21 protein-coding genes and 1 other RNA gene are annotated in these 26,327 nt (G+C 70.4%); 2 read left to right on the top strand and 20 right to left on the bottom strand.

The features are described from left to right. Nucleotides 1-25: 25 nt before the first annotated feature. Nucleotides 26-1,423, top strand: a complete 1,398-nt coding sequence (locus LPT13_RS10680; protein ID WP_242166341.1) for an RNA-binding domain-containing protein — start codon at nucleotides 26-28, stop codon at nucleotides 1,421-1,423. Nucleotides 1,424-1,508: 85 nt separating this feature from the next. On the opposite strand, the gene LPT13_RS10675 is transcribed toward LPT13_RS10680, so the two are convergent. Then, nucleotides 1,509-3,017 (bottom strand): trypsin-like peptidase domain-containing protein, encoded by a 1,509-nt coding sequence (locus tag LPT13_RS10675; protein WP_242166340.1) that lies wholly within the window; start codon nucleotides 3,015-3,017, stop codon nucleotides 1,509-1,511. A gap of 350 nt (nucleotides 3,018-3,367) precedes the next feature. Between LPT13_RS10675 and LPT13_RS10670 the strand changes: the two genes are divergently transcribed. After that, nucleotides 3,368-4,036 (top strand): GNAT family N-acetyltransferase, encoded by a 669-nt coding sequence (locus LPT13_RS10670; protein ID WP_242166339.1) that lies wholly within the window; start codon nucleotides 3,368-3,370, stop codon nucleotides 4,034-4,036. Nucleotides 4,037-4,138: 102 nt separating this feature from the next. Here LPT13_RS10670 and LPT13_RS10665 read toward each other — a convergent pair whose 3' ends face one another. From LPT13_RS10665 to LPT13_RS10575, 19 genes are all read right to left on the bottom strand, one after another. Continuing rightward, complete coding sequence (locus tag LPT13_RS10665) at nucleotides 4,139-4,834, bottom strand: histidine phosphatase family protein (protein ID WP_242166338.1); 696 nt, start codon at nucleotides 4,832-4,834, stop codon at nucleotides 4,139-4,141. Nucleotides 4,835-4,838: 4 nt separating this feature from the next. Further along, nucleotides 4,839-5,849, bottom strand: a complete 1,011-nt coding sequence (rhaD, locus tag LPT13_RS10660; RefSeq protein WP_242166337.1) for a rhamnulose-1-phosphate aldolase — start codon at nucleotides 5,847-5,849, stop codon at nucleotides 4,839-4,841. A gap of 12 nt (nucleotides 5,850-5,861) precedes the next feature. After that, nucleotides 5,862-6,641: an amino acid ABC transporter ATP-binding protein gene (locus LPT13_RS10655; RefSeq protein ID WP_242166336.1), complete on the bottom strand. Its 780-nt coding sequence runs from the start codon at nucleotides 6,639-6,641 to the stop codon at nucleotides 5,862-5,864. A 33-nt stretch (nucleotides 6,642-6,674) separates the two neighbouring features. Next, nucleotides 6,675-7,328 (bottom strand): amino acid ABC transporter permease, encoded by a 654-nt coding sequence (locus tag LPT13_RS10650; RefSeq protein WP_242166335.1) that lies wholly within the window; start codon nucleotides 7,326-7,328, stop codon nucleotides 6,675-6,677. A gap of 176 nt (nucleotides 7,329-7,504) precedes the next feature. Then, nucleotides 7,505-8,356: an amino acid ABC transporter substrate-binding protein gene (locus tag LPT13_RS10645; RefSeq protein ID WP_242166334.1), complete on the bottom strand. Its 852-nt coding sequence runs from the start codon at nucleotides 8,354-8,356 to the stop codon at nucleotides 7,505-7,507. Between the two features lie 347 nt (nucleotides 8,357-8,703). After that, the gene (locus LPT13_RS10640) at nucleotides 8,704-9,918 is read right to left on the bottom strand and encodes a 4Fe-4S binding protein (protein WP_242166333.1); all 1,215 of its coding nucleotides are present in this window, start codon (nucleotides 9,916-9,918) and stop codon (nucleotides 8,704-8,706) included. Nucleotides 9,919-10,018: 100 nt separating this feature from the next. Further along, on the bottom strand, nucleotides 10,019-11,368 hold the full coding sequence (gene mobB / locus LPT13_RS10635; protein WP_242166332.1) for a molybdopterin-guanine dinucleotide biosynthesis protein B: 1,350 nt from the start codon (nucleotides 11,366-11,368) through the stop codon (nucleotides 10,019-10,021). 393 nt (nucleotides 11,369-11,761) lie between these two features. Continuing rightward, nucleotides 11,762-12,358 (bottom strand): recombination mediator RecR, encoded by a 597-nt coding sequence (gene recR / locus LPT13_RS10630; RefSeq protein ID WP_242166331.1) that lies wholly within the window; start codon nucleotides 12,356-12,358, stop codon nucleotides 11,762-11,764. A gap of 136 nt (nucleotides 12,359-12,494) precedes the next feature. After that, nucleotides 12,495-12,803: a YbaB/EbfC family nucleoid-associated protein gene (locus LPT13_RS10625; RefSeq protein WP_242166329.1), complete on the bottom strand. Its 309-nt coding sequence runs from the start codon at nucleotides 12,801-12,803 to the stop codon at nucleotides 12,495-12,497. Between the two features lie 167 nt (nucleotides 12,804-12,970). After that, entirely contained in the window at nucleotides 12,971-15,736 is a 2,766-nt protein-coding gene (gene dnaX, locus LPT13_RS10620) for a DNA polymerase III subunit gamma/tau (protein WP_242166327.1), read from the bottom strand. A 3-nt stretch (nucleotides 15,737-15,739) separates the two neighbouring features. Continuing rightward, on the bottom strand, nucleotides 15,740-16,690 hold the full coding sequence (locus LPT13_RS10615) for a VTT domain-containing protein (protein WP_242166326.1): 951 nt from the start codon (nucleotides 16,688-16,690) through the stop codon (nucleotides 15,740-15,742). A 26-nt stretch (nucleotides 16,691-16,716) separates the two neighbouring features. Further along, nucleotides 16,717-16,810: signal recognition particle sRNA small type (gene ffs, locus LPT13_RS10610), an RNA gene on the bottom strand. Between the two features lie 224 nt (nucleotides 16,811-17,034). Beyond that, nucleotides 17,035-18,813 (bottom strand): aspartate--tRNA ligase, encoded by a 1,779-nt coding sequence (gene aspS, locus LPT13_RS10605; RefSeq protein WP_242166325.1) that lies wholly within the window; start codon nucleotides 18,811-18,813, stop codon nucleotides 17,035-17,037. Between the two features lie 317 nt (nucleotides 18,814-19,130). After that, a complete protein-coding gene (locus tag LPT13_RS10600) occupies nucleotides 19,131-19,901 on the bottom strand; it encodes an NAD-dependent protein deacylase (RefSeq protein WP_430622580.1) in 771 nt (256 codons plus the stop codon). Between the two features lie 418 nt (nucleotides 19,902-20,319). Beyond that, the gene (gene hisS, locus LPT13_RS10595; protein WP_242166324.1) at nucleotides 20,320-21,633 is read right to left on the bottom strand and encodes a histidine--tRNA ligase; all 1,314 of its coding nucleotides are present in this window, start codon (nucleotides 21,631-21,633) and stop codon (nucleotides 20,320-20,322) included. 96 nt (nucleotides 21,634-21,729) lie between these two features. Continuing rightward, nucleotides 21,730-24,786, bottom strand: a complete 3,057-nt coding sequence (locus tag LPT13_RS10590) for a hypothetical protein (protein WP_242166323.1) — start codon at nucleotides 24,784-24,786, stop codon at nucleotides 21,730-21,732. 50 nt (nucleotides 24,787-24,836) lie between these two features. Next, nucleotides 24,837-25,169 carry a type II toxin-antitoxin system RelE/ParE family toxin gene (locus tag LPT13_RS10585; RefSeq protein ID WP_242166322.1) on the bottom strand — a complete coding sequence of 111 codons (333 nt, stop codon included), beginning with the start codon at nucleotides 25,167-25,169 and terminating at the stop codon, nucleotides 24,837-24,839. Then, a complete protein-coding gene (locus tag LPT13_RS10580) occupies nucleotides 25,156-25,476 on the bottom strand; it encodes a type II toxin-antitoxin system Phd/YefM family antitoxin (RefSeq protein ID WP_242166321.1) in 321 nt (106 codons plus the stop codon). Before LPT13_RS10580 ends, LPT13_RS10585 begins: the two co-directional genes overlap by 14 nt. A gap of 133 nt (nucleotides 25,477-25,609) precedes the next feature. Further along, nucleotides 25,610-25,981: a NifB/NifX family molybdenum-iron cluster-binding protein gene (locus tag LPT13_RS10575; RefSeq protein WP_242166320.1), complete on the bottom strand. Its 372-nt coding sequence runs from the start codon at nucleotides 25,979-25,981 to the stop codon at nucleotides 25,610-25,612. Between the last annotated feature and the right edge of the window lie 346 nt (nucleotides 25,982-26,327).

Raw genomic sequence — 26,327 nt, 5'->3', positions numbered from 1 at the left:
CAACGCATCGAGGGAGATGAGGGCCATGGCCGAGCAAGAGCTTCTGCGAATGATAGCCCACGGCGAAGGGCCCTCGATGGAGTTCAAGCGCTGCGGAACTAGCCCAGGCGAGGATGTATTTGAGACCATCTGCGCCTTTGCGAACAGATCGGGAGGCACCATCCTTCTTGGCATAGCAGACGACGGAACAGTAACCGGCGTCCAAGCAGGCCAGGAGCTTGCCATACAGAGAAACATCGCAAGCGTGGCACGCAACCCAAAGCTATTCAGTCCCCCTGTAAGCGTGGAAACCGAAAGGCATGTCATCGACGATGGTACCATCATCAGGATATGGGTTCCCCTGAGCCCCGACGTGCATAGCTTCAAGGGCACGGTTTTTGACCGCGTCGCCGATGCTGACATCAAAATTCCTCCCGGCTCACAGACCACCGCGCTTCATCTGAGAAAGAGCGGCACGTTCACCGAGCAGAGAATCTATCCCTATCTGCGCATGGACGACCTTCGCCTTGACGTTCTCGCCCATGCCCGAAAGCTCGCCTCCACGAGGACGCCCGGACACCCCTGGTCGTCATTGGACGACGACCAGATCCTGAGATATGCCGGCCTTATCGGAAGAGACTTCTCTACCGGCGAAGAGGGACTCAACCTAGCCGCCGCGCTTCTGCTGGGCAAAGACGAGGTGATAGCCCAGATACTTCCCGCCTACAAGACAGATGCCATCGTGCGCATACATGACGCAGACCGCTACGACGATCGGATTGTCGTGACGACAAACCTCATCGACGCTCAGCGACAACTCATGGAGTTCTGCGCCAAGAATCTCCCCAATCCCTTCTTCCTTGAAGGCGACTCGCGCATAAGCCTGCGCGACGTCATCTGCCGCGAGCTCATCTCGAACCTGCTCATCCACCGCGAGTATACGAATCCCTTCCCCGCAAAACTCATCATCGACGAAAACGGCATCCATACCGAAAACGCCAGCCGCGCGATGTTCTCAGGGACGATCAGCCCCTTGAGCTTCAACCCTATTCCGAAGAATCCCCTAATCGCACGCTTTTTCAGCCAAATTGCCTATGCCGATGAACTCGGCAGCGGCACGCGCAACCTCTTCAAGTACTCCAAGCACTACCTAGGCGCAGACCCCATTCTTGAAGAGGGGGATGTCTTTCGCGCGCACGTCCCCAAGCGGGCAAAGGACGAGACGGCACGGGAGCCCTCGCGAAAGGCTGAGTCAGCGAAGGGAGTCCCCGCAATCGTCATGAAGCTCGTCCAAGAGGGGCCCGTCACCGTCGCCCGCGTTGCGGAGGTCGCAGGCGTTACCAGACGAACGGCCAGCAGCCACCTGAATCGGCTAGCTGCTGAGGGAGTTATCGTCGCCCACGGCGAAACGAGGAATCGACGCTACGAGCTTCCCCCACGCTAGCAACCCGCCCATAAAAAAGCGAGCCCCTCACCGAGGGGCCCGCTGGCTCTGGGCGCCTTCCGCGCCGGGTTGCCTCAGACGCACGCTAGGCGGCGTCCTCCAGCTGGCCGTAGCCGTAGCGCTGCTGGCGGCTGGGCGCCTGCTGCCGCTGCTGGCTGGAGGAGTCGTCGCCCAGGGTGACCTGGACGTCCTGGCTCTTGCCGCCGCGGTCGATGGTGAGCGTCACCGTGTCGCCCGGCTGCTTGCCGCGCACGTCGAGCATGAGGTCGCTCGCGCTCTCCACGGCGCTGCCGTCGAAGGCGGTCACGATGTCGCCCTCCTGCAGGCCGGCCGCCGCGGCGCCGGAATCGGGCGTGACGGCCGCGACGTAGGCGCCCTCGTCGACGGTCAGGCCGTAGCGCTGGGCCATCTGCGGGGTGACGTTGATCAGCGACACGCCGAGCTGCGCATGGGTGGGCGTCTGGCCGTCGATGATCTGGTTCGCCAAGCTCACCGCGTAGTTCACGGGGATGGCGAAGCCGACGCCGGAGTAGTTGCCGGAATAGGAGGTGATCAGCGTGTTGATGCCGATGAGCTTGCCCTCGGCGTCCACCATGGCGCCGCCGGAGTTACCGGGGTTGATGGCCGCGTCGGTCTGGATCATGTTGGGGTAGATGGTGCTCTGGCCGCTGCTCATGCCGGTCGGGTCGGCGGAGGCGTCCATGATCTGGGAGCGGCTGGTGGCCGACACGATGCCGGTGGCCACGGACTGCTCCAGGCCGAAGGGGCTGCCGAGCGTCATGACCCACTCGCCGATGACCAGGTCATCCGAGTCGCCGAGCTCCATCGGGGTGAGGCCGCTGGCGTCCTGGCACTTGAGCACGGCCACGTCCGAGCTGGGGTCGGCGCCGACAAGGTCGGCCTCGTAGGTGACGCCCTCGACGGTGACCTCGAAGGCCTCGCCGCCCTCGACCACGTGGTTGTTGGTGATGATGTAGCCGTCCTCGGTCAGCACGACGCCGCTGCCGAGCGACGTGGCGGCGAGCTCGCCGCCCTGCTGGCCGCCGCCCCAGCCGTAGCCGTACAGGTTGCCGTAGCCGCTGGTCTGGCGCGCGTACACGTCGATGGCCGCCACGGAGGGCAGGCACTTGGCCGAGACGACCTCGGGCAGCGTGGCGTCCTCGCCGTTGACGGTGATGTTGGTGCCCTGCGGGTTGCTCACGGTGGCACCCGGCTCGACGGCGCCGCCGTTGCCCGCGCTGGTGGCCGCGTTCACGGCGCCCATCACGCCGAAGGCGACGACGCAGGCCACGAGCGCGCCCGCGAAGGCGATGAGGAAGGTCTTGGCGCCCGAGTTCTTCTTGGCCTCGGGCACGGGGGGCACGGCCGCGTGGCCGGCGCTGGCATAGGGGACGCCGCCAGCCGGGATCGCGTGCTGGGCCTCGTGGACCGGCGCGGTCTGGGCGGCGTGCACGCCCGGCATGGGAACCGTCTGCGCGGGCTGGGCGGGCTGCACGGGCTGGGCGCCCGGCATCGGCTGGGTTGGCTGGGCGCCGGGGACGTCTCCCGGCTGCCCGGCGCCAGGCACCGGAGGCGTGGTGTTGTTCTCAGTCATGGTTAGCTCCTTGATCGGTCTGACTGTTGTTTCCGAAGGCGGTGGCGATACCGCACGCGTCTGGCGAAGGGCCGCCGAGTTGGAGGGGTGGCGGCCGCTTCCGAGTGGGTCTCGCAGCGACGCGCCCACCTTAGCATCCGCGCGAAAACGCCGGAATCGGCGCCGGGCAAACGTCATCCCCGCGTCACGGAGATACACCAACTGACGTACTCCCGTAAGCTGACGGGCCGGGTACCCGCCGCCGCCCGGTGTCCTCTCGGAAACGCCTGCCCCAACGCCCCGCGGCGCGGGCTACAATCGTCGCAGAACCCGACGGGCGCCCCGCCCGCCCCAACCCGAGAGGAACCGCCATGAAGCTGCCCGGACTCGTCACCGTCGACCCCGCCGATAAGGAGCTGGCCGTCAAGCTGGCGCGTATGGGAGGCGACGCCTTCCTCGAGGAGCTGTGGACGCTCGAGCTGCTGAAGGCGCTGCCCGCCGGATCGCAGGGCGCCGACCGCGAGCGCTTCCTGTCGCGCGCCATCATCATGAACGACATCGTCGTGGGCGCCCCCTACCAGGCCGCCTACTGCCTGGAGGACGGCACCGCCCTGGCCATCGCCTACCTCAAGAGCGACCTGGAGGGCCTCACCTGGGCGCACCTGGAGGAGAAGGCCGACCGCCTGCTCACCGACGAGGTGCTCTCCGACGAGGAGGCCGTCGCCTTCGCCGCGCAGCTGGAGCGCATGGCCCCCATCTCCGTCTTCGACTGGGAGGAGCGCGAGCGGAAGGAAGGCGACTTCATCCACTTCGTCATGCTGGCCGTCGACCCCGAGCAGCGGGGCACCGGCCGCTTCCGCCGGCTCATCACGCCGTTCTTCGACTACGCGGACGAGCACGGGATCCCCTGCTACCTGGAGACGTACTCCGACAGCCTGCAGGAGCTCTACGAGCACGTGGGGTTCGAGGTCTGCCACGTCTTCGAGAGCCCGGACTTCGCCATCACCGAGCGCGCCATGGTGAGGAAGCCGCGGAAGTAGCCGCGGCGGGCGAGACGGGCGGAATCGCGCACGCCGCGGGACAACTGCGCGCCGCGCAGCTCGGGACGCAAGGCGCAGGCCGACCACGTGCCGTGCGGCGCGCTACGCCAGGTGCGCGGTGTCGCCGATCTTCCCCAGGCAGATCTCGCCGTCCTGCCAGATGAGCTCGGTGAGGCTGGCGTTCTCTATCTTGAGCGGGTCGTTGATGCGGGCGCGGTCGAAGAGGTAGACCAGCGTGCGGATGATGAAGGCGTGGGTGACCACCAGCACGTCGCCGCCGCCGGCCTCCTCGGCGTGGGCGGCCGCCTCGGCGATGAAGGAGCGCAGGCGCCCCTCGATGGCGGCGAAGTCCTCGGCGCGGCCCGTGGGGTCGGCCCGCGCGAAGAAGTCGGCGATCTCGGGCAGGCGCTCGTTCTGCTCGGCGCGCTCGAGGTCGCGGCCGAAGCAGTCCACCAGCGCGCGGCGCATCTCCTCGCCCAGCTCGCCCTCGAGCCAGCCATAGCACCACTCGCGCAGGCGCAGGTCCGCCGACACGGGGATGGATCGGTCGCCCTCGTCGATGCCCCTCAAGCGCCGCTCGTTGGCGCGCGCCTCCAGCGCCACGGCCAGCGTCTCGCGCGCACGGCCGCTGTCGCTGGAATAGGCCCAGATGAAGTCGGTTCCCACGAGCCCCTGGCCCAGGCGGTAGGCCGCGTACAGGCCGTTGCCCGTGAGCGGCGTGTCGCACCAGCCCTGCACCTTCCCCATGACGTTGAACAGCGTCTCGCCGTGACGCGCGAAGTGGAAGGTGACGGTCATGGGGTCACTCCCCTTCCGGTTGGGATGTCGAGGACGTGGGCTCGGCGGACGCCGGCTCGGGCACGGCGGGCTCAGACGCGGCGGGCTCGTCCGCCGACGCGGGCGCAACGGGCTCAGGCGCATCCGCCGACAGGTACGCCGGGTTGGGCGTGACGCCCAGGCCCCCGGCCAGCAGGACCAGGTCGGCGTCGGTCAGCGGGTAGGCGGGCTCGGCGCCGCCGGAGAGCACGCGCGCGTCGCGGTAGATGGCGGCCGCCTTCACCAGCACGCTGGCCAGGCCGAAGGCGTCGTCGCAGGTTGCCCCCGTGGCGAGCAGCCCGTGGTGCGCCCAGACGACGGCCGCGTGGTCGCGCGCCGCCGCGGCCGTCAGGTCGGCCAGGCTCCGCGACCCGGGCACCGCCGTGGGCACCGCGCCCACGCCCTCGGGGAACACCATGATGCACTCGGTCATCGTCTTCCACAGGGCGCGCGTCAGCGCGCGGGCGTCCGGCGGCAGGGCGAAGGTGAGCGCGATGACCTCGACGGGGTGACAGTGGTAGACCACGCGGCTCGCGGCGGCGGTGGCCTCCTTGCGCACGCCGTGGAGGATGACGTGGGCCGCCAGCTCGCTCGTGGGCCGGCCGCCGCCCTCGAAGCCCCAGACGGGGCGCCAGAACGCGCCGCTCAAGTCGAGCTCGATGATGCCGAGCGCCCGCGACGGGTCATCCTTGACGTTGCGGAAGTACGACCCCGCGGCCGTCACCAGCAGGCACTCCCCCGCCAGAGCCGGCACCGCGGCGTCAAGCGGCTCCCAGGGGCGCGGCTCCTCGTGGAAGTAGGGGCGGCAGGCCTGGGCTTCCTCGGCCGTCAGCCGGTAGGAGGCGTTGCCGCCGTTGCGCTCGTGCCAGCCGGCGCGCCAGCCGTCGTCGCACATCCGCGCGAGGGCCCGCACGAACCCGCGCTGCTCCACCGCGACGGACGACACGGCGCCACGCGCCTTGGAGACGCCCTGGTCGAAGAGGTTCTTCACATCCATGACGGGGCCTCCTTAGGCCTGCTCGTAGTTGGCGAGGAAGGCACGGGTGCGCTCGTGGGCGGGATTGTTGATGACGTCCGCCGCGCGACCCGACTCCACCACGCGGCCGTCGTCCATGAAGATGAGATGGTCGGCCACGTCGCGGGCGAAGCCCATCTCGTGAGTGACGATGACCATGGTCATGCGCTCGGCGGCCAGGTCGCGGATGACCTGGAGCACGTCGCGCGTGAGCTCGGGGTCGAGCGCGCTCGTCGGCTCGTCGAAGAACAGCACGTCGGGGTTGAGCGCGAGCGCCCGGGCGATGGCCACGCGCTGCTGCTGGCCGCCGGACAGCTCGCAGGGCACCATGTTCTCCTTGCCGGCTAGGCCCATCTTCGCCAGCAGGGCGCGCGCCTGGGCCTCGACCTCGTCCTTCGGGCGCTTCTGCACGCAGATGGGGGCGTCGGCGATGTTCTTGAGCACCGTGTAGTGCGGGAACAGGTTGAAGTTCTGGAACACCAGGCCGAAGCGCGTCTTGGCCTCGGCGAGCACCTCCTTGCCGCCGTAGACGGCGCGGCCCGCCCCGTCCGTGCGCGTGACGGCCAGGTCGCCGTAGGACAGGTCGCCCGCGTCGAGCGTCTCGAGCAGCGTGAGGCAGCGCAGAAGCGTCGACTTGCCGCCGCCCGACGGCCCGATGATGGCCAGCACGTCGCCCCGGTTCACCGTGAGCGAGATGTCCTTGAGCACCTCGACCGAGCCGAACGCCTTCTTCGCATGCTCCAGCGTGACGACGGGCAGGTTTTCGTTAGTCATGAGGCCTCCCAGCAGAGGCGCCCCGCGGGCGCGCTAGTCGTGATAGTAGTCGAGCTTCTTCTCGACGCGGTTGAGGATGAACTCGATGAGCAGGCAGAACACCCAGTAGATGAGGGCGGCGATGGCGTAGGGCAGCATCGACACCTCGCGGGCAGAAAGCGCCTTGGCGGCCGAGAACATCTCGGCGATGCCCAGCACGAAGGCGAGCGACGTGTCCTTCACCAGGGTGATGACCTCGTTGCCCATGGCGGGCAGGATGCGCTTGATGACCTGCGGCAGGATGATCTTCATGAAGGTCTGCGCGCGGGAGTAGCCCAGCACGGCGGCCGCCTCGTACTGGCCGCGCGGGATGGACTGGATGCCCGAGCGGTAGATCTCGGCGAAGTAGGCCGCGTAGTTGAGGATGAAGCCGATGGCGCAGGCGCCGAACTTCCAGTCCGATCCCATGTTCAGGCCGAGCAGGTAGTACGGGCCGAACATGATGGCCATGAGCTGCAGCATGAGCGGCGTGCCGCGCAGGATGGATATGTAGAGCTGCGCCACCCAGGCCAGCGGCTTGAAGCGGCTCATGCGCGCGAGGGCCACCACGACGCCCAGCGGCAGCGAGCCGACCAGCGTCACGACGAAGATCTGCGCCGTGAGCATGAAGCCGTCGCCCAGGATGCCCATCATCACCGAGAATTCCACCGTGCCTCCTCTTCTCCGTCCCGACGCCGCCCGTCGCAGGGCCCGCCCTCCTCCGGGCGGCGCCCCGGCAAACCCGCCAAGACGACAGCGAATGCCGCGGGCAGCCCCGCGGCATTCGCCAGGTTCGCTTCTGTTTCCCAGTTTAGCGCACTAGAGCGCCAAAGGGGGTGGCGTTGCTAGTCGACCAGCACCCAGTTGTCGATGGTGATGCCGTACTCGCCCCACTTCTCGCAGAGCTCGGCGATGGTGCCGTCGTCGTACATCTCCTTCAGGGTCTTGTTCACCGCGTCGACCATGGCCTGGTCGCCGTCCTTGGCGAAGCCCACGGCGTAGTTCTCGGTGGACAGGGGCTCGAGCTTCACGAACATGTCGGGCTTGGCCGCCATCTGGTAGTCGGCGATGGACAGGTCGCAGGCCACGGCGTCAACCGTGCCGGACTCGAGCTGCATGAAGGCGTTGTTGTAGTCGCCGATGGTCTGGGCCGCGCCGCCGGCGAAGGTGTCGGCCAGGGCCTTCTGGCCCTCCTCGTCCTCGAGCACGTCGAGGGCGGCGGAGTCGACCTGGGTCATGACGTTCTTGCCGGCCAGGCCCTCCAGCGAGTCGATGCCGGAGTCGGCCTTCACGACGACCACCTGCTCATTGTGCATGTAGGGCTTGGAGAAGGCGTACTTGCCCTCGCGGCCCTCCATGGTGAAGCCGTTCCAGATGCAGTTGATGGTGCCCTGGTTGAGCAGCGCGTCCTTGGCGTCCCAGTCGATGGCCTCGAGCTCGAGGTCCCAGCCGTTGCGCTCGGCCACCTCGGTGGCCAGGTCGATGTCGAAGCCGGTCAGGTTGCCGTCGTCGCCGATGAAGCCGTAGGGCGGGTAGGCGTTGTCGAGGCCCACGACGAGCGTGGTCTTCTCCTCCTTGGCCGGGGCCTTGTCCTCGGCCTTCTTGTCGTTGGCGGGGGCGCCGCCGCAGCCGGCGAGCAGCAGCGCGGACAGGCTCAGGGCCGCCGCGGCGACGATGAGCGCCTTCATCTTCTTCATAGTCGTTTCCTCCCAATCGGTTTTCCCTGGTGACGGCCGCTCCCTCGGTTGGCCGCCCCATCACTCTACCGTAATAAAGTGCCGTCAGTATAGCACAGCCCCGCGGCGACGGACGGGAAGGGGGCGAGCGGCGGCCGGGCGGCGCGGAGAGGGGCAATGGCAGGGGTTTGGCGGTTTCATATCCATTTCGTTGAGTTTCCCGAGGCAAAGGCAAGCCCCGCCGCGAGGATCGGAAGCGTTTGCCCAGGTCGCTGAAAATGACTCCGCTCGCAGGCGGTGAAAAAGCCCCCAATCGGGCCTTTGAGCCTCGGAAAACTCGCCAAAATGGATATGAAACCGACTTTTCGCTACCGGCGGCGGTCGAAGAGGCGGGGGCGCTTGCCGGGGCGGCGGATCTCGAGCGGGCGCGGCTCGAAGTCGAACAGCTCGGCGGTCTCGACGGCCGACGACACGGCGATGCAGCCCTGCAGGCACGCGTCGGCGCACAGGCGGCACTGGGTGCAGTCGGCGGCGGAGAACTCGACGGCGCGGAACCCGGTGTCTTCCTCCTCTTCCTTGGCGAGGCTGGCCAGCACCGGCTTGGGCGAGGCGGCCGGCTTCTCCTCCTCCTGCTCGGCGTAGCGCAGGGCGCCGGTCGGGCAGAACATCACGCACATGCCGCAGCCGGTGCACTCCTCGGGGTCGATGGAGACTGACCCGAAGCGGCGCGTGTCGATGACGGGCTCCACCGGCTGGCCCAGGGCGTCCATGGCGTCGAGCAGGCGGTAGTTGCGCTCGGGCTCGAACTGCGGCAGGCGGCCGGTCTTGCCCACGCCCAGGCGCTCGCGCAGGGTGGCCATCTTGTTCTGCTGCCGCTGGTTGAGCGCGTCGGCGATGGCCTTCTCGGCTGCGGTCATGGCCACGTCCTTGGCCATGGAGGTGGCGCTGGTGAAGAAGCCGCGGCGGGCAGCCCCGCGCGCCTTCATCGTGTCGCCGAGGATGTCGGGCGGGAACTCGGAGGTGCGCGTGATGGGCATGGCGCAGCCCTGGGCGTCCAGGAGCGCGCGGGCCGTGGCCACGGTGGCGTCGATGGCGGGGCCCGTGGCGCGGTACTTGCACGTCTTGCACGTGCCGTCCACCAGGATGACCTCGCTCGCGCCGTGGGCGGCCAAGTCGAGGATGTCCTCCTCCACCATGCGGCCGAGGCACGGCACGGCGGCGTACTTGTCTGGATCGCCCACGTTGCGGGCGGCCATGCGCGCGCAGGCGAACACGGCACGGCCCTCCCCCGCCGCCCGCACGGCCCCGGCGATGTCCACCGCCAGGTCCTCGGCCATGGGGTCGAGCGCGATGAGGGCGCCCGTGGGGCACACGGCCACGCAGGATCCGCAGGCCACGCAGGCGCCGTTGGACACCTTCAGCTCGTTGTTGCCCACCTCGATGGCATCGGCGATGCACACGTCGACGCACTTGCGGCACGTCGAGTTGCGGTTACGCACCGCCACGCAGCGGTCGGGCGCGGCCACCACCGACGCGCTCTCGAGCGCCTCGGCCATCTCCATGACGTCGTTGATCGTGGGCATGGTTCCTCTTCTCTCGGACGGGGTTCGGCGGGCGGGCGCGGGGCGGGCGCCAGCGCGGGGCGGGCGGCCCCGCAAAGCGGCGGGCAGGCGCCAGGCCGGCCTATTCCTCCAGGTAGGAATCCTCGATGCGCTTGAGCTCGTCGGGGGTGTTGGCGTTGATGAAGCAGCCGCCGTGGGGCTCGGCCTCCAGCACGCGCTTCTGCGAGAACTCCTCGACGTGCACCTCGGGATCCTCCAGCAGCGACTGGGCGCGGCGGTCGCCCCGGTCGAGCGCGCGGCGCACGGCCGGCAGGCAGCCCGACCGGCGGTAGAGCGCGTGGAAGGGCTCGAAGCCGTGCTTGTTGACGGGCACCACCACGTCGGCGCCGGTGTCGACCATGACGAGCGACTCGGCCACCACCAGCGCGGCGCTGGCGAACACCATGTCGCAGGCGACCACGGCCACGTACGGGTTGCGCGCGGCGGTGAGCGCCGTGTAGAGGCCCGGCAGCGCGCCGCGGAAGTCGAAGGCGTCGCCCACCAGCTTGATGTCCAGGTCGGGGTACGCCTCGGCGAGGAAGCCCAGGCGGTCGTGCTCGTTGGTGGTGATGATGAGCTCGTCGGCCACCGGCGACAGGCGCTCGATGAGGCGGCAGATGAGCGGGCGCCCGGCGAAGGGCACCGTGGCCTTCGACTGGCCCATGCGCCGGCTCTCGCCGCCGGCTTGGATGACGATGCTGATGCGCGGGCGGACATAGTGCTCCTCGAGGAAGCCGGCCAGGCCCTCCACGTCATCCAGGTCGAAGGCGGGGACGTTGAACAGCACGGCGGCCTGGCGCGCCTCGGGGATGTCGGTGACGACGGCGACGGTGTTGGCGTCGGGCATCTTGTGGGCCAGGTCGTCCTCGGCGGTGTGGGCGTGGGGGTCGGCGGGGGCGTCAGCGGGCGAGGCGTCAGCGGGCGCGTCGGGCGCAGGCGCGTCGGCGCTGGCGGCGGCCTCCCTCGCGCGGCGCTCCTCCTCGCGGTAGCGCTGGACGAAGTCGGTGCCCAAAGGCTCGCCGGCGCGGGCCGCCTTGAGCATGGCCTCGGCCACGTTCACGTCGGCGGGGTTCCCCGAGCGCATGATCTCGATGGTGGGCAGGCCGCTCTTGCGGTAGCCCTCCACCACGACGATATCGTGGCCGGGCATCGAGCGCACGATCTCGCTGCATTCCAGCTCGCCCTCGACGGACTTGATGCGCGCCATCTGGCCCGGGCACGCGATGACCGTCTCGGAGGCGCCCGCCGCGCGGTGGCGGTAGGAGTCCTTGCCGGGGTAGTCGATCTCGAAGCCGGCGTGGCTGTGGTGCTTCACGCTGCCCACGTCGTGGCCGCGGCCGACCAGGCACGCGATGAGCTGCTCGATGAGCGTGGTCTTGCCAGAGTTGTGGCGCCCGACGACGGCGACGGCCGGGCTGGGTACGTTGACCATGATCCCCTCCTTGTTCGCGGCCCAGTATAGCAGAGGGAGGAGAGGGGGCCGGCGTTGCCCCGCGCCGCAAGACGGGAATGCGAGAGCAGGCAGATATGCGGGACATTCCGCCTGAGAGCGCCCAGGCGAAACGTCGTTCTCACCGGCAGCGCGCGCCGTTCGCTCGCCGAAAATAGTTGTTGGTGTTCTGTGAACGGCCTGATATACTTTTGTGTTGAACTTAGCGAGGAGCGTCAATTCGCTTCGCCCATTAGGCTTCGTCAGGGCGCCGTTCTGTTTTTGGAGGGGACAGATCAGCGCGCTGACTGAAGCACGAACGACCCGCATGAGCCTGTGCGGGTCGTTTTGCATTTGGGGGACGGGAAGGCGCCGGGCGCAATCGCCGGCCGCCGCCTACAGGGGGCGGCGGGTTTCCAGGGCTCGGCCGAGGGTTACCTCGTCGGCGAACTCCAGGTCGCCGCCGACGGGCAGGCCGCTGGCGGGGCGCGTCACCGTTATGCCGAGTGGCTTGATGAGGCGCGCCAGGTAGGCAGCCGTGGTCTCGCCCTCGATGTTGGGGTTGGTGGCCAGGACGACCTCGGTCACGGGCTCGGACGCCAGCCGCGCCAGCAGCTCGGCGATGCGCAGGTCGTCCGGGCCGACGCCCTCCATGGGCGACAGCGCGCCGCCCAGCACGTGGTAGACGCCGGAGAACACGGCGGTGCGCTCGATGGGCGGGATGTCGCGCGGCTCGCTCACCACGCAGAGTATCCCCTGGTCGCGCTTGGTGCTGGCGCATATCTCGCAAAGGTCGCCCTCGGCGTAGTTGAAGCAGCGCGAGCAGAAGCGCACGGTGTCCTTCACCTCGGCGATGGCCTCGGCCAGCCGCAGCGCCGTGGCGCGGTCGGAGTTGAGGATCCAGTAGGCCATGCGCTGGGCGGACTTCGGCCCCACGCCGGGCAGGCGCTCCAGCTCGTCGAGCAGCTTCTGGATGGCGGGGGCGGATTGCATGGGGACTCCTCGGACGCAGAAGGGGCCGCGTGCGCCGATCGCAGGCAGCCCCAGGCTCATCGATATCGGATTCTAGCACAAATGTTTCACGTGAAACATTTCGGACGCCCTGCGGTGGGCGAGCCGAGCGGGTACGCTACATCAGCCCCGGGATCTTCATGCCGCCCATGACGGCGTTCATGCGCTGGTTGGTGGCCTCGGTGGCGCTGCGCAGGGCCTCGTTCACGGCGGCCATCACCATGTCCTCGAGCATCTCCACGTCCTCCGGGTCGACCGCCTCGGGGTCGATGGTCACGGACTTGATGCTCATGTCGCCCATGGCCACCACCTTGACCATGCCGCCGCCGGCCGTGGCCTCGAACTCCATCTTGGTGATCTCCTCCTGGGCGCGCGCGGCCTCCAGCTGCATCTTCTGGGCCTGCTTCATCATCTTCTTCATATCCATGGGGAATGCTCCTTCGTCATCTCTTGGTGCTCGTCGTTAGCGCCGGGCGCCGCTGCGCGCCGGCGGGGTTGCTGCGGAACGGCCGCCAAAGCAGCCGGTGACACTATAGCGCGTCGAGCGCGTCCCCGCGAACGCCGGGCGCCGGGGACGGTCGGTCGCCGGCGCGGCTACTCCTCGGTGAAGCTGACGCCCTCGCCGAACCCGAAGGCCAGCATGGCGTTGAGGTCCTCGGGCGAGGGCTCCTCTCCCGGCGCGGGGGCCGGGGCGCCGCCGGTCGCGGAAGCCGCCGAGGTTCCCGGCGTGGCGCTCCCCTGCGTGGGGGGTACGAATGTTTCACGTGAAACATTCTGCTGCGCCGTCGCGGGTGCGCCCGATGCGAAAGCGCCCGATGCGGCAGGCGCCGCCTCCCAGGGGGGGACGTCGGCGCCGGAAGCCGCGAGCGTCGACGCGGGGGCAGCCGCCGACGCGGGGGCACCGGCGTTCGCGGGGGCACCGGCGTTTGCGGGGGCAGCCGCCGGAGTCGGTGAGGCAGGCGGCGCGTCGTAGGCGCCGTAGCCGTCATCGTCGTAGGGAACCTCGTCGTAGAGGTCGACGGGGACTTCATCGTAGGCCGCGCCGTAGCCGCGCTCGGCGGCGCCGGGGCGCTCCGAGGCGCCGGTCATGGCGTCGATGCCGTGATGCCCGCGCGCCGGATCCGGCGGAACGAACGCACCCGCGCCGCTCGGGGCGCCAGCGGCACCGGCCCCTGCGCCGCCCGACGGGGCGCCAGCGCCGGCCTGCTGCGCGACGGCCGCCTGGGCGGCACCGGGGGCTCCCCCGCCGGCCTGCTGCGACGCGGGGGCGCCTTGCGCGCCCGTGCCGCCCGACGGGGCGCCGACGGAGCCTTGCGCGCCTGCGCCGGGAGCGCTCGCCGGGGCACCGGCGGCAGCCTGAGGGGCCATCGACGCCGTCGCGGCAGCGACGGCCGCGGCCATCGGGGTCGCGCCGGCGGTCGCGCCGCGAGCGCCCCCCTTCACGATCATGAACGGCAGCGTGACGCCGCAGGCCTGGGCGATGGCGCGCCCCAGCTCCTCCTGGACGCCGGCGCCCTGGGCCGTCTTGAAGGCGAAGTCGTTCTCGGGGAGGAACTCGACGGCCAGGGTGCCCGAGGCCTCGTCGAACACGGCCTTCGTGTTGAGGAAGAGCACGCCGTAGGCGGTCTTGGCCTTGGTCAGGGCCGAGAGCACCGCCTGCCACATGCGCTGGAGCGACGCCGGGTTGCGCAGGCTCTGCAGGAGCGCATCGGGAAGCGCCCCGCCCGCCGCAGCGGTTCCGCCCGCCGCAGCCGCGGAAGCGGGAGCCGCCGGCCCCGCCACGCCCGCGCCCGCAGCGCCCGCGTTCGGGACGCCAGCCATGCCCGCGCCAGCCGCGCCGGCAGCACGCGCCGCGCCGTCCGCACCCGCGGCCACGCTCGCTGCACCAGCATCCGCAGGCTGGCCGGCGGCAGCGCCGGGGTTCCCCGCGGCGCCCCTGCCGGTGCCTTCGCCAGCCGATGTTTCACGTGAAACATCCCCGGGCACCCCAGCGGCAGCGTCAGGCACGCCCGGAACCGTGGCACCATCTCCCAAGCGTCCCGCAGGCATCTCAGCGCCACCGGAACGCGCGCTAGCCGCATCAGACGCCCCACCAGCCACCGCAGCCGCACCAGCAGCAGCGCCGATTGCTTCACGTGAAGCACCCGCACCCGCCGGAGCGCCCATCGCGCCCGCCGCGCCCGCGCCCGCCGGCGCGCTCATCACGTGGGCCACCGCCGAGTAGCCCGACTCGAGCGCCTCCACGCGCTCGGCGAGCGACGCCAGCGTCAGGTCGGAATCCGGCCGCACCATCCGCGTCAGCGCGATCTCGAAGGACAGCCGCGGGTTGGTCGACGTCTTCAGCTCGGCCGACAGGTCGCCGAGCACCGCCAGCAGGCGCGCCAGGCGGTCGGGCCCGAACAGCGGCAGCTCCTCGGCCAGCTCGCGGCGCACCGACTCGCTCACGTCCAGCGCCACGTCGGCGCCGGTTAGGCTCATCACGTACATGTTGCGGATGTGCTCGGCGAAGTCGCGGGTGAACTGCGCCAGGTCGGCGCCCGTCTCCACGTACTCGGCCGTCCAGCGGAAGCAGCTGGCCACGTCGCGCGTGCCCACGAAGCGCACGATCTCGGCCAGCTCGCTCACGTCGAGCGAGCCCAGCATGCGCTCGGCCACCTCCATCGTGACCTTGCCCTCGCCGAACGCGATCAGCTGCTCGAGCGACGTGAGCGCGTTGCGCATCCCGCCCTCGGCCCGGTGCGCGATGAGGTCGAGCGCCTCGCCCTCGAACTCCACGTCCTCGGCCACGCAGATGGCGCCCAGGCGCGACACGATGGCCTCGCTCGAGATGCGGCGGAAGTCGAACCGCTGGCAGCGCGAGTGGATGGTCTCGGGCACCTTCTGCGGATCGGTGGTGGCCAGGATGAACACCACGTGGCTCGGCGGCTCCTCAAGCGTCTTCAGCAGCGCGTTGAACGCGGCCGTCGACAGCATGTGAACCTCGTCGATGATGTAGATCTTGTAGCGCCCGCGGGTGGGGGCGAACTGCACGCGGCCGATGATCTCCTCGCGCACGTTCTCGACGCCCGTGCGCGACGCGGCGTCGAGCTCGTAGACGTCCGGGTGCTCGCCGGCGGCGATCATCTCGCAGTCGACGCAGGTGCCGTCGGGCTCGGCCGTCGGGCCCCGCTCGCAGAGCAGCGCCTTGGCCAGCAGGCGCGCAGTGGTGGTCTTGCCGGTGCCGCGCGGGCCGGTGAACAGGTAGGCGTGGCTCACCTTGTCCTGCTCGATGGCGTTCTTGATGGTGCGCTCTATGTGCTCCTGCCCGACGACGTCCTCGAAGATCTGCGGGCGGTACTTGCGATACAGCGCCTCGGCCATGGCCTACGCCTCCTCGTTCTCGCGTCGCGCCGGGCGAGCATCCGGCACGACTTCCGCATCCTGGTCGCCCGACGCCTCGGGCGCGACCGGCTCGACGGCCTCCGCGGCCTCGCGTGCGTCATCGGCGGCGGCGCGCGCCTCGCGCTCGGCGTCCTCCGCGGCCCGCCGCTCGGCGGCGACGGCCTCGCGGGCCTGCTCCTTGGCCTCGGCCTCGGCGCGGCGCACCTTCTCGCGCACCAGCTCGCGCTCGTATTCCGCGTCGCTCACGCGCTCCTCGGCCTGGGCCACCGGGTCGCCCGCCTTCGCGCGGCGGGCGCTCATCGCCGCCTTCACCGCGCCGATGACGGCCGGCGCCACCGACACGGCCACGATGCCGAGCACGATCACCTCGAAGTGATCCTGCACGAACGGCACGCCGCCGAAGAAGTAGCCCACCAGCACGAACAGGCTCACCCACGCGATGCCGCCGATGCAGTTGAACAGGGTGAACTTCCCGAAGTGCATGTGCCCGGTGCCCGCGATGAAGGGGGCGAACGTGCGGAAGAACGGCATGAAGCGCGTGATGATGATGGTCAGGCCGCCGTAGCGGTCGAAGAAGTGGTCGAGCTTGGCCATGCGCTCGGGGGTGAGCGCCTTCACCTTGCCCGAATCGATGATGCGCGCGCCGAAGAACCGCGCGATCCAGTAGTTGGACGTGTTGCCCAGGATGGCCGCCGCGTAGAACACGACGAGCGTCGCCCCCAGGTTGAGGCCGCCGCCGTCGGCCGAGAACACGCCCGCTGCGAACAGCAGCGAGTCGCCCGGCAGGAAGGGGAAGAACACGAGGCCCGTCTCGATGAACACGATGAGGAACAGCGGCGTGTACACCCACACCGGCCCCAGCGCGATGATCCACGCGGCGATGAACCCGCGCGGATCCTTGAGCAGGTTGACGAAGAACTCGATGATTCCCATGAGGCGCCTTTCATACAGAAAAGTGCCCCGAATAGGCATGGGCGCTCGTCAGCGGTCCCTTATGGCTGCTTCCTCCCGGACCTGACCAGGTTCGGAACATGGCGCCGCCCATACCCATTCGAGGCACTCGAACTTGTAACGCCCAAGTATAGGGGAACCCGCCGCCCCGCGCGACCGCGCCGCCCCGCGCGAACCAAAAACCCACGACTGGGAGGAAATACAGGGCGCCCGCGCCATCGGGCGGGCGTCGCGGCGGCCGCCCAGCGGCCGTCGCCTTCCCCGGACGCACGAGGGCCCCGCGGGCGCGATGCCGGCGGGGCCCTCTCGGCTGCTGTCGCGGGCGCCTACAGCAGGCGCAGGTTGACCTCCTTGAGCTGGCGGCCGGTGACGGCGTTGGGGGCGCCGGTCATGGGGTCGCTCGCGCTCGAGGTCTTGGGGAAGGCGATGACGTCGCGGATGGAGTCCTTGCCGGCCAGGAGCATCACCAGGCGGTCGAGGCCCAGGGCGATGCCGCCGTGCGGCGGGGCGCCCAGCTCGAGCGCGTGGATGAGGTGGCCGAACTTCTCGTCGATCTCCTCGTCGGTGAGGCCCAGGCGGCGCAGCACGCGGCGCTGCTCATCCGCCTGGTGGATGCGGATGGTGCCGCCGCCCACCTCGAAGCCGTCCATGACCAGGTCATAGCTGTACGAGCCGCACTCCAGCGGGGCGTCCTCGATCTTGTCGAGGTCCTCCTCCAGGATGTGGGTGAAGGGATGGTGCTCGGCGGAGTACTTCTTCTCTTCCTCGTCGTACTTGAACATGGGGAAGTCGACCACCCACAGAAGCGCGTGGCCCTCGCGCGGGACGTCGAGCGCCTCGGCCATGTGCAGGCGCAGGGCGGAGAGCACCGCGTTGGCCACCTCGGGCTTGTCGGCCGCGAACAGCAGCAGGTCGCCGGGCTCCACGTCCATCTCGGCCTTGAGGGCGGCCCACTCCTCATCGCTGAAGAACTTCTTGATGGGGCTCTTCTCCTGGCCGTCGGTGGTGAACGCCACCCAGGCCATGCCCTTGGCGCCGTTGGCCTCGGCGATGGAGGCCAGCTTCTCCACGTCGCCGCGGCTCCAGTCGCCGGCGCCCTTGGCGTTGATGGCCTTCACGACGCCGCCGGACTGGGCGACGCTGGCGAACACCTTGAAGCCCGACTCCTTCACGATGTCGGTGATGTCGTGCAGCAGCATCCCGAAGCGCACGTCGGGGCGGTCGCAGCCGTACTTATCCATGGCCTCGGCGTAGGGCATACGCTGCAGCGGGAAGGCGTGGGGCACGCCGATGGCGTCGAGGGTCTCGGCCATGACGCCCTCCATCATGTTCATGACGTCGTCGCCCTCGACAAACGACATCTCGATGTCCACCTGCGTGAACTCGGGCTGGCGGTCGGCGCGCAGGTCCTCGTCGCGGAAGCAGCGGGCGATCTGGTAGTAGCGCTCGACGCCGGCCATCATGAGCATCTGCTTGAACTGCTGCGGACTCTGCGGCAGGGCGTAGAACTTGCCCGGGTTCGGGCGGCTCGGCACGATGTAGTCACGCGCGCCCTCGGGCGTGGAGTTGGCGAGGATGGGGGTCTCGATCTCCAGGAAGCCGCGCTCGTTGAGGGCCTGGCGCATGGCCTGGGCCACGCGGTGGCGCAGGGTGAGGGCCGCCAGCATCTCCGGGCGGCGGATGTCGAGGTAGCGCCACTTCATGCGGGTGGTCTCGTCGGTCTCGATGCCGTCCTCGATGGCGAACGGCGGCGTGACGGACTCGTTGAGCACCTCGACGGCGCTGGCCAGCACCTCGATGTCGCCCGTGGCCATGTTGGGGTTGACGGCGTCGGCGCCGCGCTCGCGCACCTTGCCCGTGACCTTGAGCACGTACTCGCGGCCCAGGTGCTCGGCCTTGGCGAAGTCGTCCGCGCTCACGCAGTCGGGGTCGACGACCACCTGGGTGTAGCCGTCGCGGTCGCGCAGGTCGACGAAGATGAGGCCGCCGTGGTCGCGGTTGTGCCACGCCCAGCCGGTCAGCACCACCTCGCTGCCGACGTTGTCCTTTCGCAGCTCCCCGCAGGTGGCGGTGTGCATGCAGTATTCGTTCTTCAGGTCGTTCATGACGGCGTCTCTCCTTGGAACCGGGTATCCTGCCTGCCGCGCGAGCCGCCGCCCCTGGGGGCGCGACAGCCCAAGCGGCCTGATCGCGCAAACTGCGTTATTGTACCGCGCCCGCGCGCGAGCGGCAGGACGCGCGCCCGAATGGGGCAAACCTCCACGCAGCTAGCGATGGGCAGGCGCGCGGGATGGCGCCGGCCCAGGCGCGCAGGGCGCAAAGGGCGGGGCGAGCGCAGGCGCACGGGGCACGAGGCGCGACCTCGGAGGCGCGGGATGCGGCCGGCCTAGGCGCGCACGAGCCCAGGCGCGCGGGACGCCGCCTAGAAGGCGAGCACCTCGCCCACCTTGGCGGGGACGCAGAGGTCGGCGTGGCGGTCGGCGTCGGTGGGCGCCAGGTTCACGATGGCCAGGTGGTCGCCGCTGAAGTACTGCAGCAGCCCCGCGGCCGGGTACACCACCAGCGACGTGCCCGCCACCACCAGCAGATCGGCCGCGGCGATGGCGCGCACCGCCTCCTCCAGGATGCGCCCGTCGAGCGGCTCCTCGTAGAGCACCACGTCCGGCTTCACCACGGCGCCGCATCGCGGGCAGCGCGGCACGCCGTCGGGGGCCTCCTCGTGGAGCGCCTGCATCAGGGCCAGGTCGAAGGCGGCGCCGCAGCCCGTGCAGCGATTGCGGTGCACGCTGCCATGGAGCTCCAGCACGCGCCGGCTGCCGGCCGCCTGGTGGAGCCCGTCGATATTCTGCGTGATGACCGCCGCGCACGTGCCCGCGCGCTCGAGCTCGGCGAGCTTGCGGTGCGCCTGGTTGGGCCGGGCGTCCGGCGCGATCATGCGGTCGAAGTAGAACTCGTAGAACTCGCGCGGGTGCGCGTCGAAGAAGCTGCGCGAGACCATCTTCTCCGGCGGATGGGGGTAGCGCTGGGAATACAGGCCGCCCGCGCTGCGGAAGTCGGGGATGCCGCTCTCGGTCGACACGCCCGCGCCGCCGAAGAACACCATGCCGCCCGGCCGGCACTCGCCGATCCACCGCCGCAGCGTCGCCGCCTCCGGGGGCAGCGCGCCCGCCTCGTCGCCCGCGTCCGCTCCCAAGCGTCGGGCTTCCTCCCTGCCATCCATTGCCGCCTCCCTCTCGCACGGGGCCGTCACCTTGCCTGCCCCCACCATACGCCATGCCCGATGGACAAAAATCCGCGATCTCGCATTTGGGTGGACAAAAAACGGCGATCTCGCAGGAAAAACGAGGACCGAGAAGGCGCCGCTCGCGATTATCGCAAAAGAGGATAATCATGACCTGGGGTTACGCACGGCGTATTTCCCGACGCCGCGCCGTCACCTCGCGAAGACCTGCGAGATCGCCGTTTTTTGTCCACCGGGCGGCCCCCCTCCCGCCGATGGGGCGCGACGGGCGGCGGACGCCGGGAGACGCGGCAGCCGGAGCGCGGCGGGACGCGGGACGTGGGACGCGCGGCGCGGCTGGGACAGGCACGGGGCGGCGCGGCCGGGGCGGCTACAGGAACACCCGGTGCATCTCCTCGGGGACGTCGGCCAGCTTGACGCGGGCCTCCTCGTGGGCGGCCATGTCGCGCAGGGTGCAGGCGCCCTCGGCCAGCTCGTCGGGGCCCAGGACGGCCACGCGGGCGGCGCCCAGCTTGTCGGCCAGCTTGAACTGGCTCTTGAGGCTGCGGCCCTGGTGGTCCATCTCGCAGACGATGCCCGCGTCGCGGCAGGCCTGCACGAGCCCGAACGCCGAGGCGCGCACGCTGTCGTCCACGCAGGCCACGAACAGGTCGCAGCGCTGGGCGCGCGGCAGCTCGACGCCGGCGGCCTCGAGCGCCATCAGGCAGCGCTCGTAGCCCAGAGCGAAGCCGAGGCCCGGCGTGGGCCGGCCGCCCACCTCCTCGGCCAGCTTGTCGTAGCGCCCGCCGCCGCCGATGGCGTTCTGGCTGCCCAGGCCGTCGACCACCTGCACCTCGAAGACGGTGCGCGTGTAGTAGTCGAGCCCGCGCACCAGTTTGGGCTCCTCGACGTAGGGAACGCCGGCGCCGTCGAGCAACTCGCGCACGGCCGCGTAGTGCTCGCGGCAGTCGTCGCACAGATGGTCGGTGATCTTCGGGGCGCCCGCCATGACGGCGGCGCACTGCTCGTTCTTGCAGTCGAAGGCGCGCAGGGGGTTCACCGCGGCGCGCGTCATGCACGTCTCGCAGAGCTCGTCGGCGTGCTCGTCCATGTAGGCGCGCACCAGGTCGCGATAGGCGGGGCGGCACTTCTCGCAGCCCATGGAGTTGACCAGCAGCTCCATCGAGGACGCGGGGATGCCCACCTTCTCGAAGAAGCGCATGAGCATGATGATGGCCTCGGCGTCGATGGAGGGCGCCTCGGCGCCCAGGCATTCCACGCCCACCTGGTTGAACTGGCGCTGGCGGCCCTTCTGCGGGCGCTCGGCGCGGAACATCGGGCCCGCGTACATGAGCTTGGCGGGCGCGGCCCCCTGGGGCACCAGGTCGTGCTGCACCACGGCGCGCACGACGCCGGCCGTGCCCTCGGGGCGCAGCGACAGGCGGCTCTTGGCCTTGATGGCTCCGCCATCCAGCAGCCGCTTGAGGTTCTCGCCCGACACGGCGGTGAACATCTCCTTGGACACCACGTCGGTGGCCTCGCCGATGCCGCGCACGAACAGCTCGGTCTGCTCGATGACGGGCGTCTCCACCAGCACGTAGCCGTAGCGGCCGAACACCTCGGCGGCCGTGTCCTTGAAGCGCGTCCAGAACAGCGCCTCGTCGGGCAGCAGGTCGCGGGTTCCCTCGGGTGCTTGGATGGCCATGGTTCCTTCTTTCCTGTAGGCGGTTGCGGCGCTCAGCCGGCGATTGACCGCGAGTTATTGTAGCGCAAGGCGAAGGCGGGGGCCGGGCCGCGGGGGCTAGCTGGCCGCATGGCCGCCGAGCGAGCGCAGGACGCCGGCCAGCGCGTCGTCGGGACGATGCTGCAGGTAGGCGGCCAGAAGCGAGCGGCCCACGGCGAACAGGTTGGCGTCGACGGCCGCGCGCAAGGCAGCCTCCAGCTCCACCAGGCGGTCGCCCACCGGCGCCACGGGGATGCCGGCGGCGTCCAGCACGTCGTCCACCTGGTCGCGCGGCGGCAGGTCGAGCCCCTCCTCGCGCATGAGCTCGTGCAGCTCGACCGACGCCTGGGGCGCGTACACCGGCGACGCCATGATCGACTTGCAGTAGCACGCCAGCCCCTCCCGCGCGCGGCCCGCCTTCCACTCCACGTAGGCCAGCTGATAGTAGGCCATGGCGATCTCGTCGGAGGAGGTGGTGAAGGCCAGGCAGCGCACGAGCAGGTCGGCGGCGCTCTCCAGGTCGCCCACCAGCATGTAGGCCCGCGCGCAGCGGCGGTACGCCAGCGAGAAGGTGGGCGCCAGCTCGATGCAGCGGCGCCCATAGGCCACCGCCGCCTCCGACTGCGCGAAGGACTCGTCGAGCAGGTTGATGGCGTCCAGGTAGCACAGCACGAGCGAGGGCGGCACGAGCTCCACCTCGCGGCCGTCGTCGGGGCCGGCCAGGTTGTAGGCCAGGCGCGACGCGTAGCCGTCGAAGAAGCGGTGGACCGCCTCGGCCGTGTCGGCGAAGCGCGCGCCCGACTCCGCCTCGGCCAGCGCCTCGGCCAGGATGTCCGCCGCCTTGCGGGGGTCGGCGGGCAGGGCGCCCCGAGCGCGGGCGACGGCCTCGGCCAGGGGGTCGTCGCCGACGAGGGCGGCGCGCAGGCCCGTGCGGTCGTGCAGGGCAACGCTGCCCTGAGTGAGCGCCGTCATCAGCCGCGTGCAGCCCTGGTAGACCAGCGGGTCGCCCGTCGCGTCCTGGGCCGCCATCACCCGGTGGATGGCCTCCTGCACCGAGGCCGCCCCCGCCACGGCGCCGACCAGCTCGTCGGCCGTGCTCCGCAGCACGCCGTCGTAGGTGACGCGCAGGTCGCGGGCCGAGCGCGCGCCCAGGGCCCGCTGCTGGTCGGCCGTGAGCGGCGCATCGGCACTCTCAGGCGCGGCCTCGCGCACCGCGCGGGAGGGGCGATCGAGCAGCAGGGCGAAGGGGTCGCGCAGGGCCGGGGCCGGGGCGGCGGGGACGCCTGCGACCGGGACGCCCGAAACGCCCGCGTCCGGGACGGCGGCGACCGGAACGCCCGCGTCCGCGGCGACACCAGACGCGGCAGCGTCGGAAACAGCCGCGGCCGGGCTCGCGGCGGCGAGCCCCGCGTCTGTCACGGCGCCGAAGGACGCGAGGAAGCCCAGCGGGTCGCTCGCGGCGGCATCGCGGTAGGCGCCGCCCGTGAAACGGGCGCGGTCGAAGACGACCTGGTAGAAGAAGGGGCCATCTGCCGCCGGCCCGGGCGCGTCCGCCGCGGCCGCCAGCGCGTCGTCCGCCGCCAGGGCGAGCGCAGCGGCCTCCGACCAGGAGAGCCTCCCCTCCCCGTCCGCGGCTCCCTCGCCCGCGTCGCCCGCGGCGGCCGCGGCCGTGTCCGCGTCGCCCAGCAGCGGCACCGCCGTCACCATCACCTCGTCGATAGCACGGCTGGCCGCGAAGGCCGATGCCGCCAGCGCGATGCCCAGGCGCGCCGCGTAGGCGCGGGCCTCGGCCTCACGCGCCGCCGGCGGCTGCTCGGCCCAGCACCCGGATTCCGCATCATAGCGGCGCGCCGGCATGAGCGCGGCGCCGGGCGCCGTCAGCAGGAAGGCGGCCGCGCCGGGCTCGGCCACGTCCAGGTCGAACGCCGCCTGGAAGCGCACGGGCACCCGCAGGTGCTCCATCGCCTCGGCGACGGCCACGCGGGCCGCCCACTCCCCCGCCGGCTCGGGCGCCTCCGCGTCCGCGGGGCACGCTGCGTCGGCCGCCTGATCCACGAGGGCGCGACGCAGCCCCTCGTCCCAGCGGGCGCACTCGGCCTCGTCGGCCACGGCGGCGCGCTCGCCCAGGGCGTCGGCCAGCAGCAGGAACCGGTTGAGCGCCGACTCCACCGCCCACACCGTCTGCTCGGGCACCCCCGCGTCCTCGTCGCTCACGGCCAGGTAGAACGTGTCGGCGTAGCGGCGCGTGCGGATGAGTCGCAGCGGACCCTCCGCGTCGGCGCCGATGAGCCAACCGCGGCTGACCCGGTCGGTGAAGCCCGCCTCATCCAGCCACGCCACCAGAAGCGACGCCAGCGCGGGCGGGCGCAGGGCCGGGTCGCGGCGGGCGCGCTCGACCAGCAGGCACACGGCCCGCAGCGCCCGCACGGGGTTGGACGATCCCAGCAGCTCGAAGATGCAGCCCAGGCCGCTCGAGGGGACGGGGGTGCCCGTGATCGACGGCCGGTGGACGCAGGCCAGGTAGGCGCGGGCCAGCGCGTCGGGATACGCCAGCCCCTCGCCCGCCGCGCCGAAGCCGTACCAGCTGTCGAAGAGGTCGTAGCGGCCGTTCCGCACGCGGTAGCGCGCCACCCGGCGCTCCTCGCCGCCCGCGCTGACGACCACCCAGCCGGCCTCATCCCCGCCCGCTGACGCCTCCTCATCCCGCACGAAGGCCAGGTCGGGCACGCGGGCGGGCGGCACCTCGCTCGGCTCGTCAGCGGTGAACACCCGGCCGAAGCGGTCGAGGTAGGCCAGGACGCGCACCTCGTTGCGCCCGGTGAACTCCACGATGTAGCGGTCGTCCCTGAACGGCGCCGGCAGCGCGCCGCACACCCAGCCGACGGCGGCTCCCGGCTCGATGGGCCGCCCCAGCGGACACACGGGCACCTCCGGCAGGCGCACCACCACGTTGCCGGGCCCCGGCAGCACCCCACCCTCGGCCAGCGGCTCGGCGAACAGCCCCTCCGGATCCCCTGCCGCACCGGGGAAGGGGGCCAGCGCCCCCTCCAGCACGCGCCGCGAGGATCCGATCATCCCCGCCAGGCCGCCTATGGTGAAAACGCGGGGCTCCGCGGCCCCGCCTCCAGTCGTCACGATAGCGCTCCAAATAGCCAGGCGCCCCAGGGCGCCACCCGTTTCTCACCTCAATTGTACCCCAACCCGCTCCCGCCCAGAGCACGCCCGAAGTCACGCCGGGAATGCAGGATGCGGTCGACCTTCACCACGTCGTCCTCCACGATGAAGAACGCGATGTAGTGGCCGAGGGGCGTGAAGCGGTAGGGCGTCTCCCCGCCGTCCTCCCTGCGGTAGCGCGGGCAGGCCTCGGCCGTGTAGTCGAGGTGGCGCAGTCCGTAGCGCAGCCGCTTCAGGTACTTGTCCGCCACCGTCCGCGACCGGGACACCTCGTAGATATGCTGCCGGATATCCCGCAAGTCGGCTATCGCGTCGTCCAGCAGCAGAACCTCACGCGGTCTCATCGAGGGGCCTGGACCGGCGCGAGAGAGCGGCCGGCGGCTCGGAGAGCAGCTCCTCGAAGGCCAGCTCCATGGTCTGGTAGCGCGACTGGCCCGCTGCCTTGTTGCGGGCCGCCTCCTCGAGCGCCGCGTCCAGGTAGCACCGGTAGGCCCGCTCCTCCACGTAGGCGTCGAAGGCGTCGATGTCCATGAGCACCAAGCTCCCCCGCCCGTTCTTGGTGAGGTAGATGGGCTCGCGCGTGTCCTTGGCCAGCTGCTCCACCTCGGCGAACCGGTTGCGGAGATCGGTCGACGGGATTATCTGCGTCATGATGCTCTCCTTAAAGATAATTATAATGATAGAATTCTATCATTATAATTATCTTATGAGAAGCATAGTATTACGCAAAATACAAGAGGGACCGCCCGAAGGCGGCCCCTCTCTGCTCTCGGATTGCCCGCGTCTAGTGATGGCAGGCGTTCTCGGGGCCCATGGTGGGCACCTGGCCGGCGGCGACCATCTTGGCCACGTCGCCCACGTTGGGGGTCTGGTTGTCGAAGTACACGGTGATGCCCGCGTCGGCGAAGCCCATCATCGGGCGCATGCCCATGCCGGCCGCCACGATGGCGTCGACGCCGGCATCGTGCAGCAGGCTGACGGGACGCAGGCAGCCGCCCTCCTCGTGGGGCGGGTTGTCCAGGGCGGACACCTGGGTGATCTCGCCGTCGGAGATGTCGACGATGGTGAAGCAGTCGCAGTGGCCGAAGTGGCCGCTGCGCTCGGCGTCCAGACCGGCGGTGCCCATGGTGGGGACGGCAAGCTTGATGGCAGTCATAGGATTCTCTCCTTCTCGTGTGCGCCCGCATCCCGCGGGCCCTCTCTTGGTTCCCCACCATTCAAGCCGTTATCGCCCGCCGCGTCAACTATTCCCGGAATAAAAGAGCGGGCGGACGGCAGCACGGCGGGACAACATCCTACGTCCCCGTTGTCCCCGGAATAAAAGAGCGGGCGGACGGCGGCGCGGCGGGACAACATCCTACGTCCCCGTTGTCCAACATCCTACGTCCCCGTTGTCCGCGTCCCCGTTGTCCGCGCGCGTTGTCCGCACACGCAAAAGGGCCCCGCGGCGTTGCGCGGGGCCCTGGCGAGGCGATGGGCGGGCACGCGCCCGCGTGACGCGC

It is taken from the genome of Adlercreutzia faecimuris (assembly GCF_022669055.1).
Taxonomy (GTDB): domain Bacteria; phylum Actinomycetota; class Coriobacteriia; order Coriobacteriales; family Eggerthellaceae; genus Enterorhabdus; species Enterorhabdus faecimuris.
The sequence above is the reverse complement of the archived record's forward strand: the minus strand, read 5'-3'. Positions and strand labels throughout refer to the sequence as shown.

Bases quoted from the DNA above. Each gene is read 5' to 3' on its own strand.
- LPT13_RS10680 (WP_242166341.1), top strand. From the start codon at position 26: ATGGCCGAGCAAGAGCTTCTGCGAATGATAGCCCACGGCGAAGGGCCC.
- LPT13_RS10675 (WP_242166340.1), bottom strand. From the start codon at position 3,017: ATGACTGAGAACAACACCACGCCTCCGGTGCCTGGCGCCGGGCAGCCG.
- LPT13_RS10670 (WP_242166339.1), top strand. From the start codon at position 3,368: ATGAAGCTGCCCGGACTCGTCACCGTCGACCCCGCCGATAAGGAGCTG.
- LPT13_RS10665 (WP_242166338.1), bottom strand. From the start codon at position 4,834: ATGACCGTCACCTTCCACTTCGCGCGTCACGGCGAGACGCTGTTCAAC.
- rhaD (WP_242166337.1), bottom strand. From the start codon at position 5,849: ATGGATGTGAAGAACCTCTTCGACCAGGGCGTCTCCAAGGCGCGTGGC.
- LPT13_RS10655 (WP_242166336.1), bottom strand. From the start codon at position 6,641: ATGACTAACGAAAACCTGCCCGTCGTCACGCTGGAGCATGCGAAGAAG.
- LPT13_RS10645 (WP_242166334.1), bottom strand. From the start codon at position 8,356: ATGAAGAAGATGAAGGCGCTCATCGTCGCCGCGGCGGCCCTGAGCCTG.
- LPT13_RS10640 (WP_242166333.1), bottom strand. From the start codon at position 9,918: ATGCCCACGATCAACGACGTCATGGAGATGGCCGAGGCGCTCGAGAGC.
- mobB (WP_242166332.1), bottom strand. From the start codon at position 11,368: ATGGTCAACGTACCCAGCCCGGCCGTCGCCGTCGTCGGGCGCCACAAC.
- recR (WP_242166331.1), bottom strand. From the start codon at position 12,358: ATGCAATCCGCCCCCGCCATCCAGAAGCTGCTCGACGAGCTGGAGCGC.
- LPT13_RS10625 (WP_242166329.1), bottom strand. From the start codon at position 12,803: ATGGATATGAAGAAGATGATGAAGCAGGCCCAGAAGATGCAGCTGGAG.
- dnaX (WP_242166327.1), bottom strand. From the start codon at position 15,736: ATGGCCGAGGCGCTGTATCGCAAGTACCGCCCGCAGATCTTCGAGGAC.
- LPT13_RS10615 (WP_242166326.1), bottom strand. From the start codon at position 16,690: ATGGGAATCATCGAGTTCTTCGTCAACCTGCTCAAGGATCCGCGCGGG.
- aspS (WP_242166325.1), bottom strand. From the start codon at position 18,813: ATGAACGACCTGAAGAACGAATACTGCATGCACACCGCCACCTGCGGG.
- hisS (WP_242166324.1), bottom strand. From the start codon at position 21,633: ATGGCCATCCAAGCACCCGAGGGAACCCGCGACCTGCTGCCCGACGAG.
- LPT13_RS10585 (WP_242166322.1), bottom strand. From the start codon at position 25,169: ATGAGACCGCGTGAGGTTCTGCTGCTGGACGACGCGATAGCCGACTTG.
- LPT13_RS10580 (WP_242166321.1), bottom strand. From the start codon at position 25,476: ATGACGCAGATAATCCCGTCGACCGATCTCCGCAACCGGTTCGCCGAG.
- LPT13_RS10575 (WP_242166320.1), bottom strand. From the start codon at position 25,981: ATGACTGCCATCAAGCTTGCCGTCCCCACCATGGGCACCGCCGGTCTG.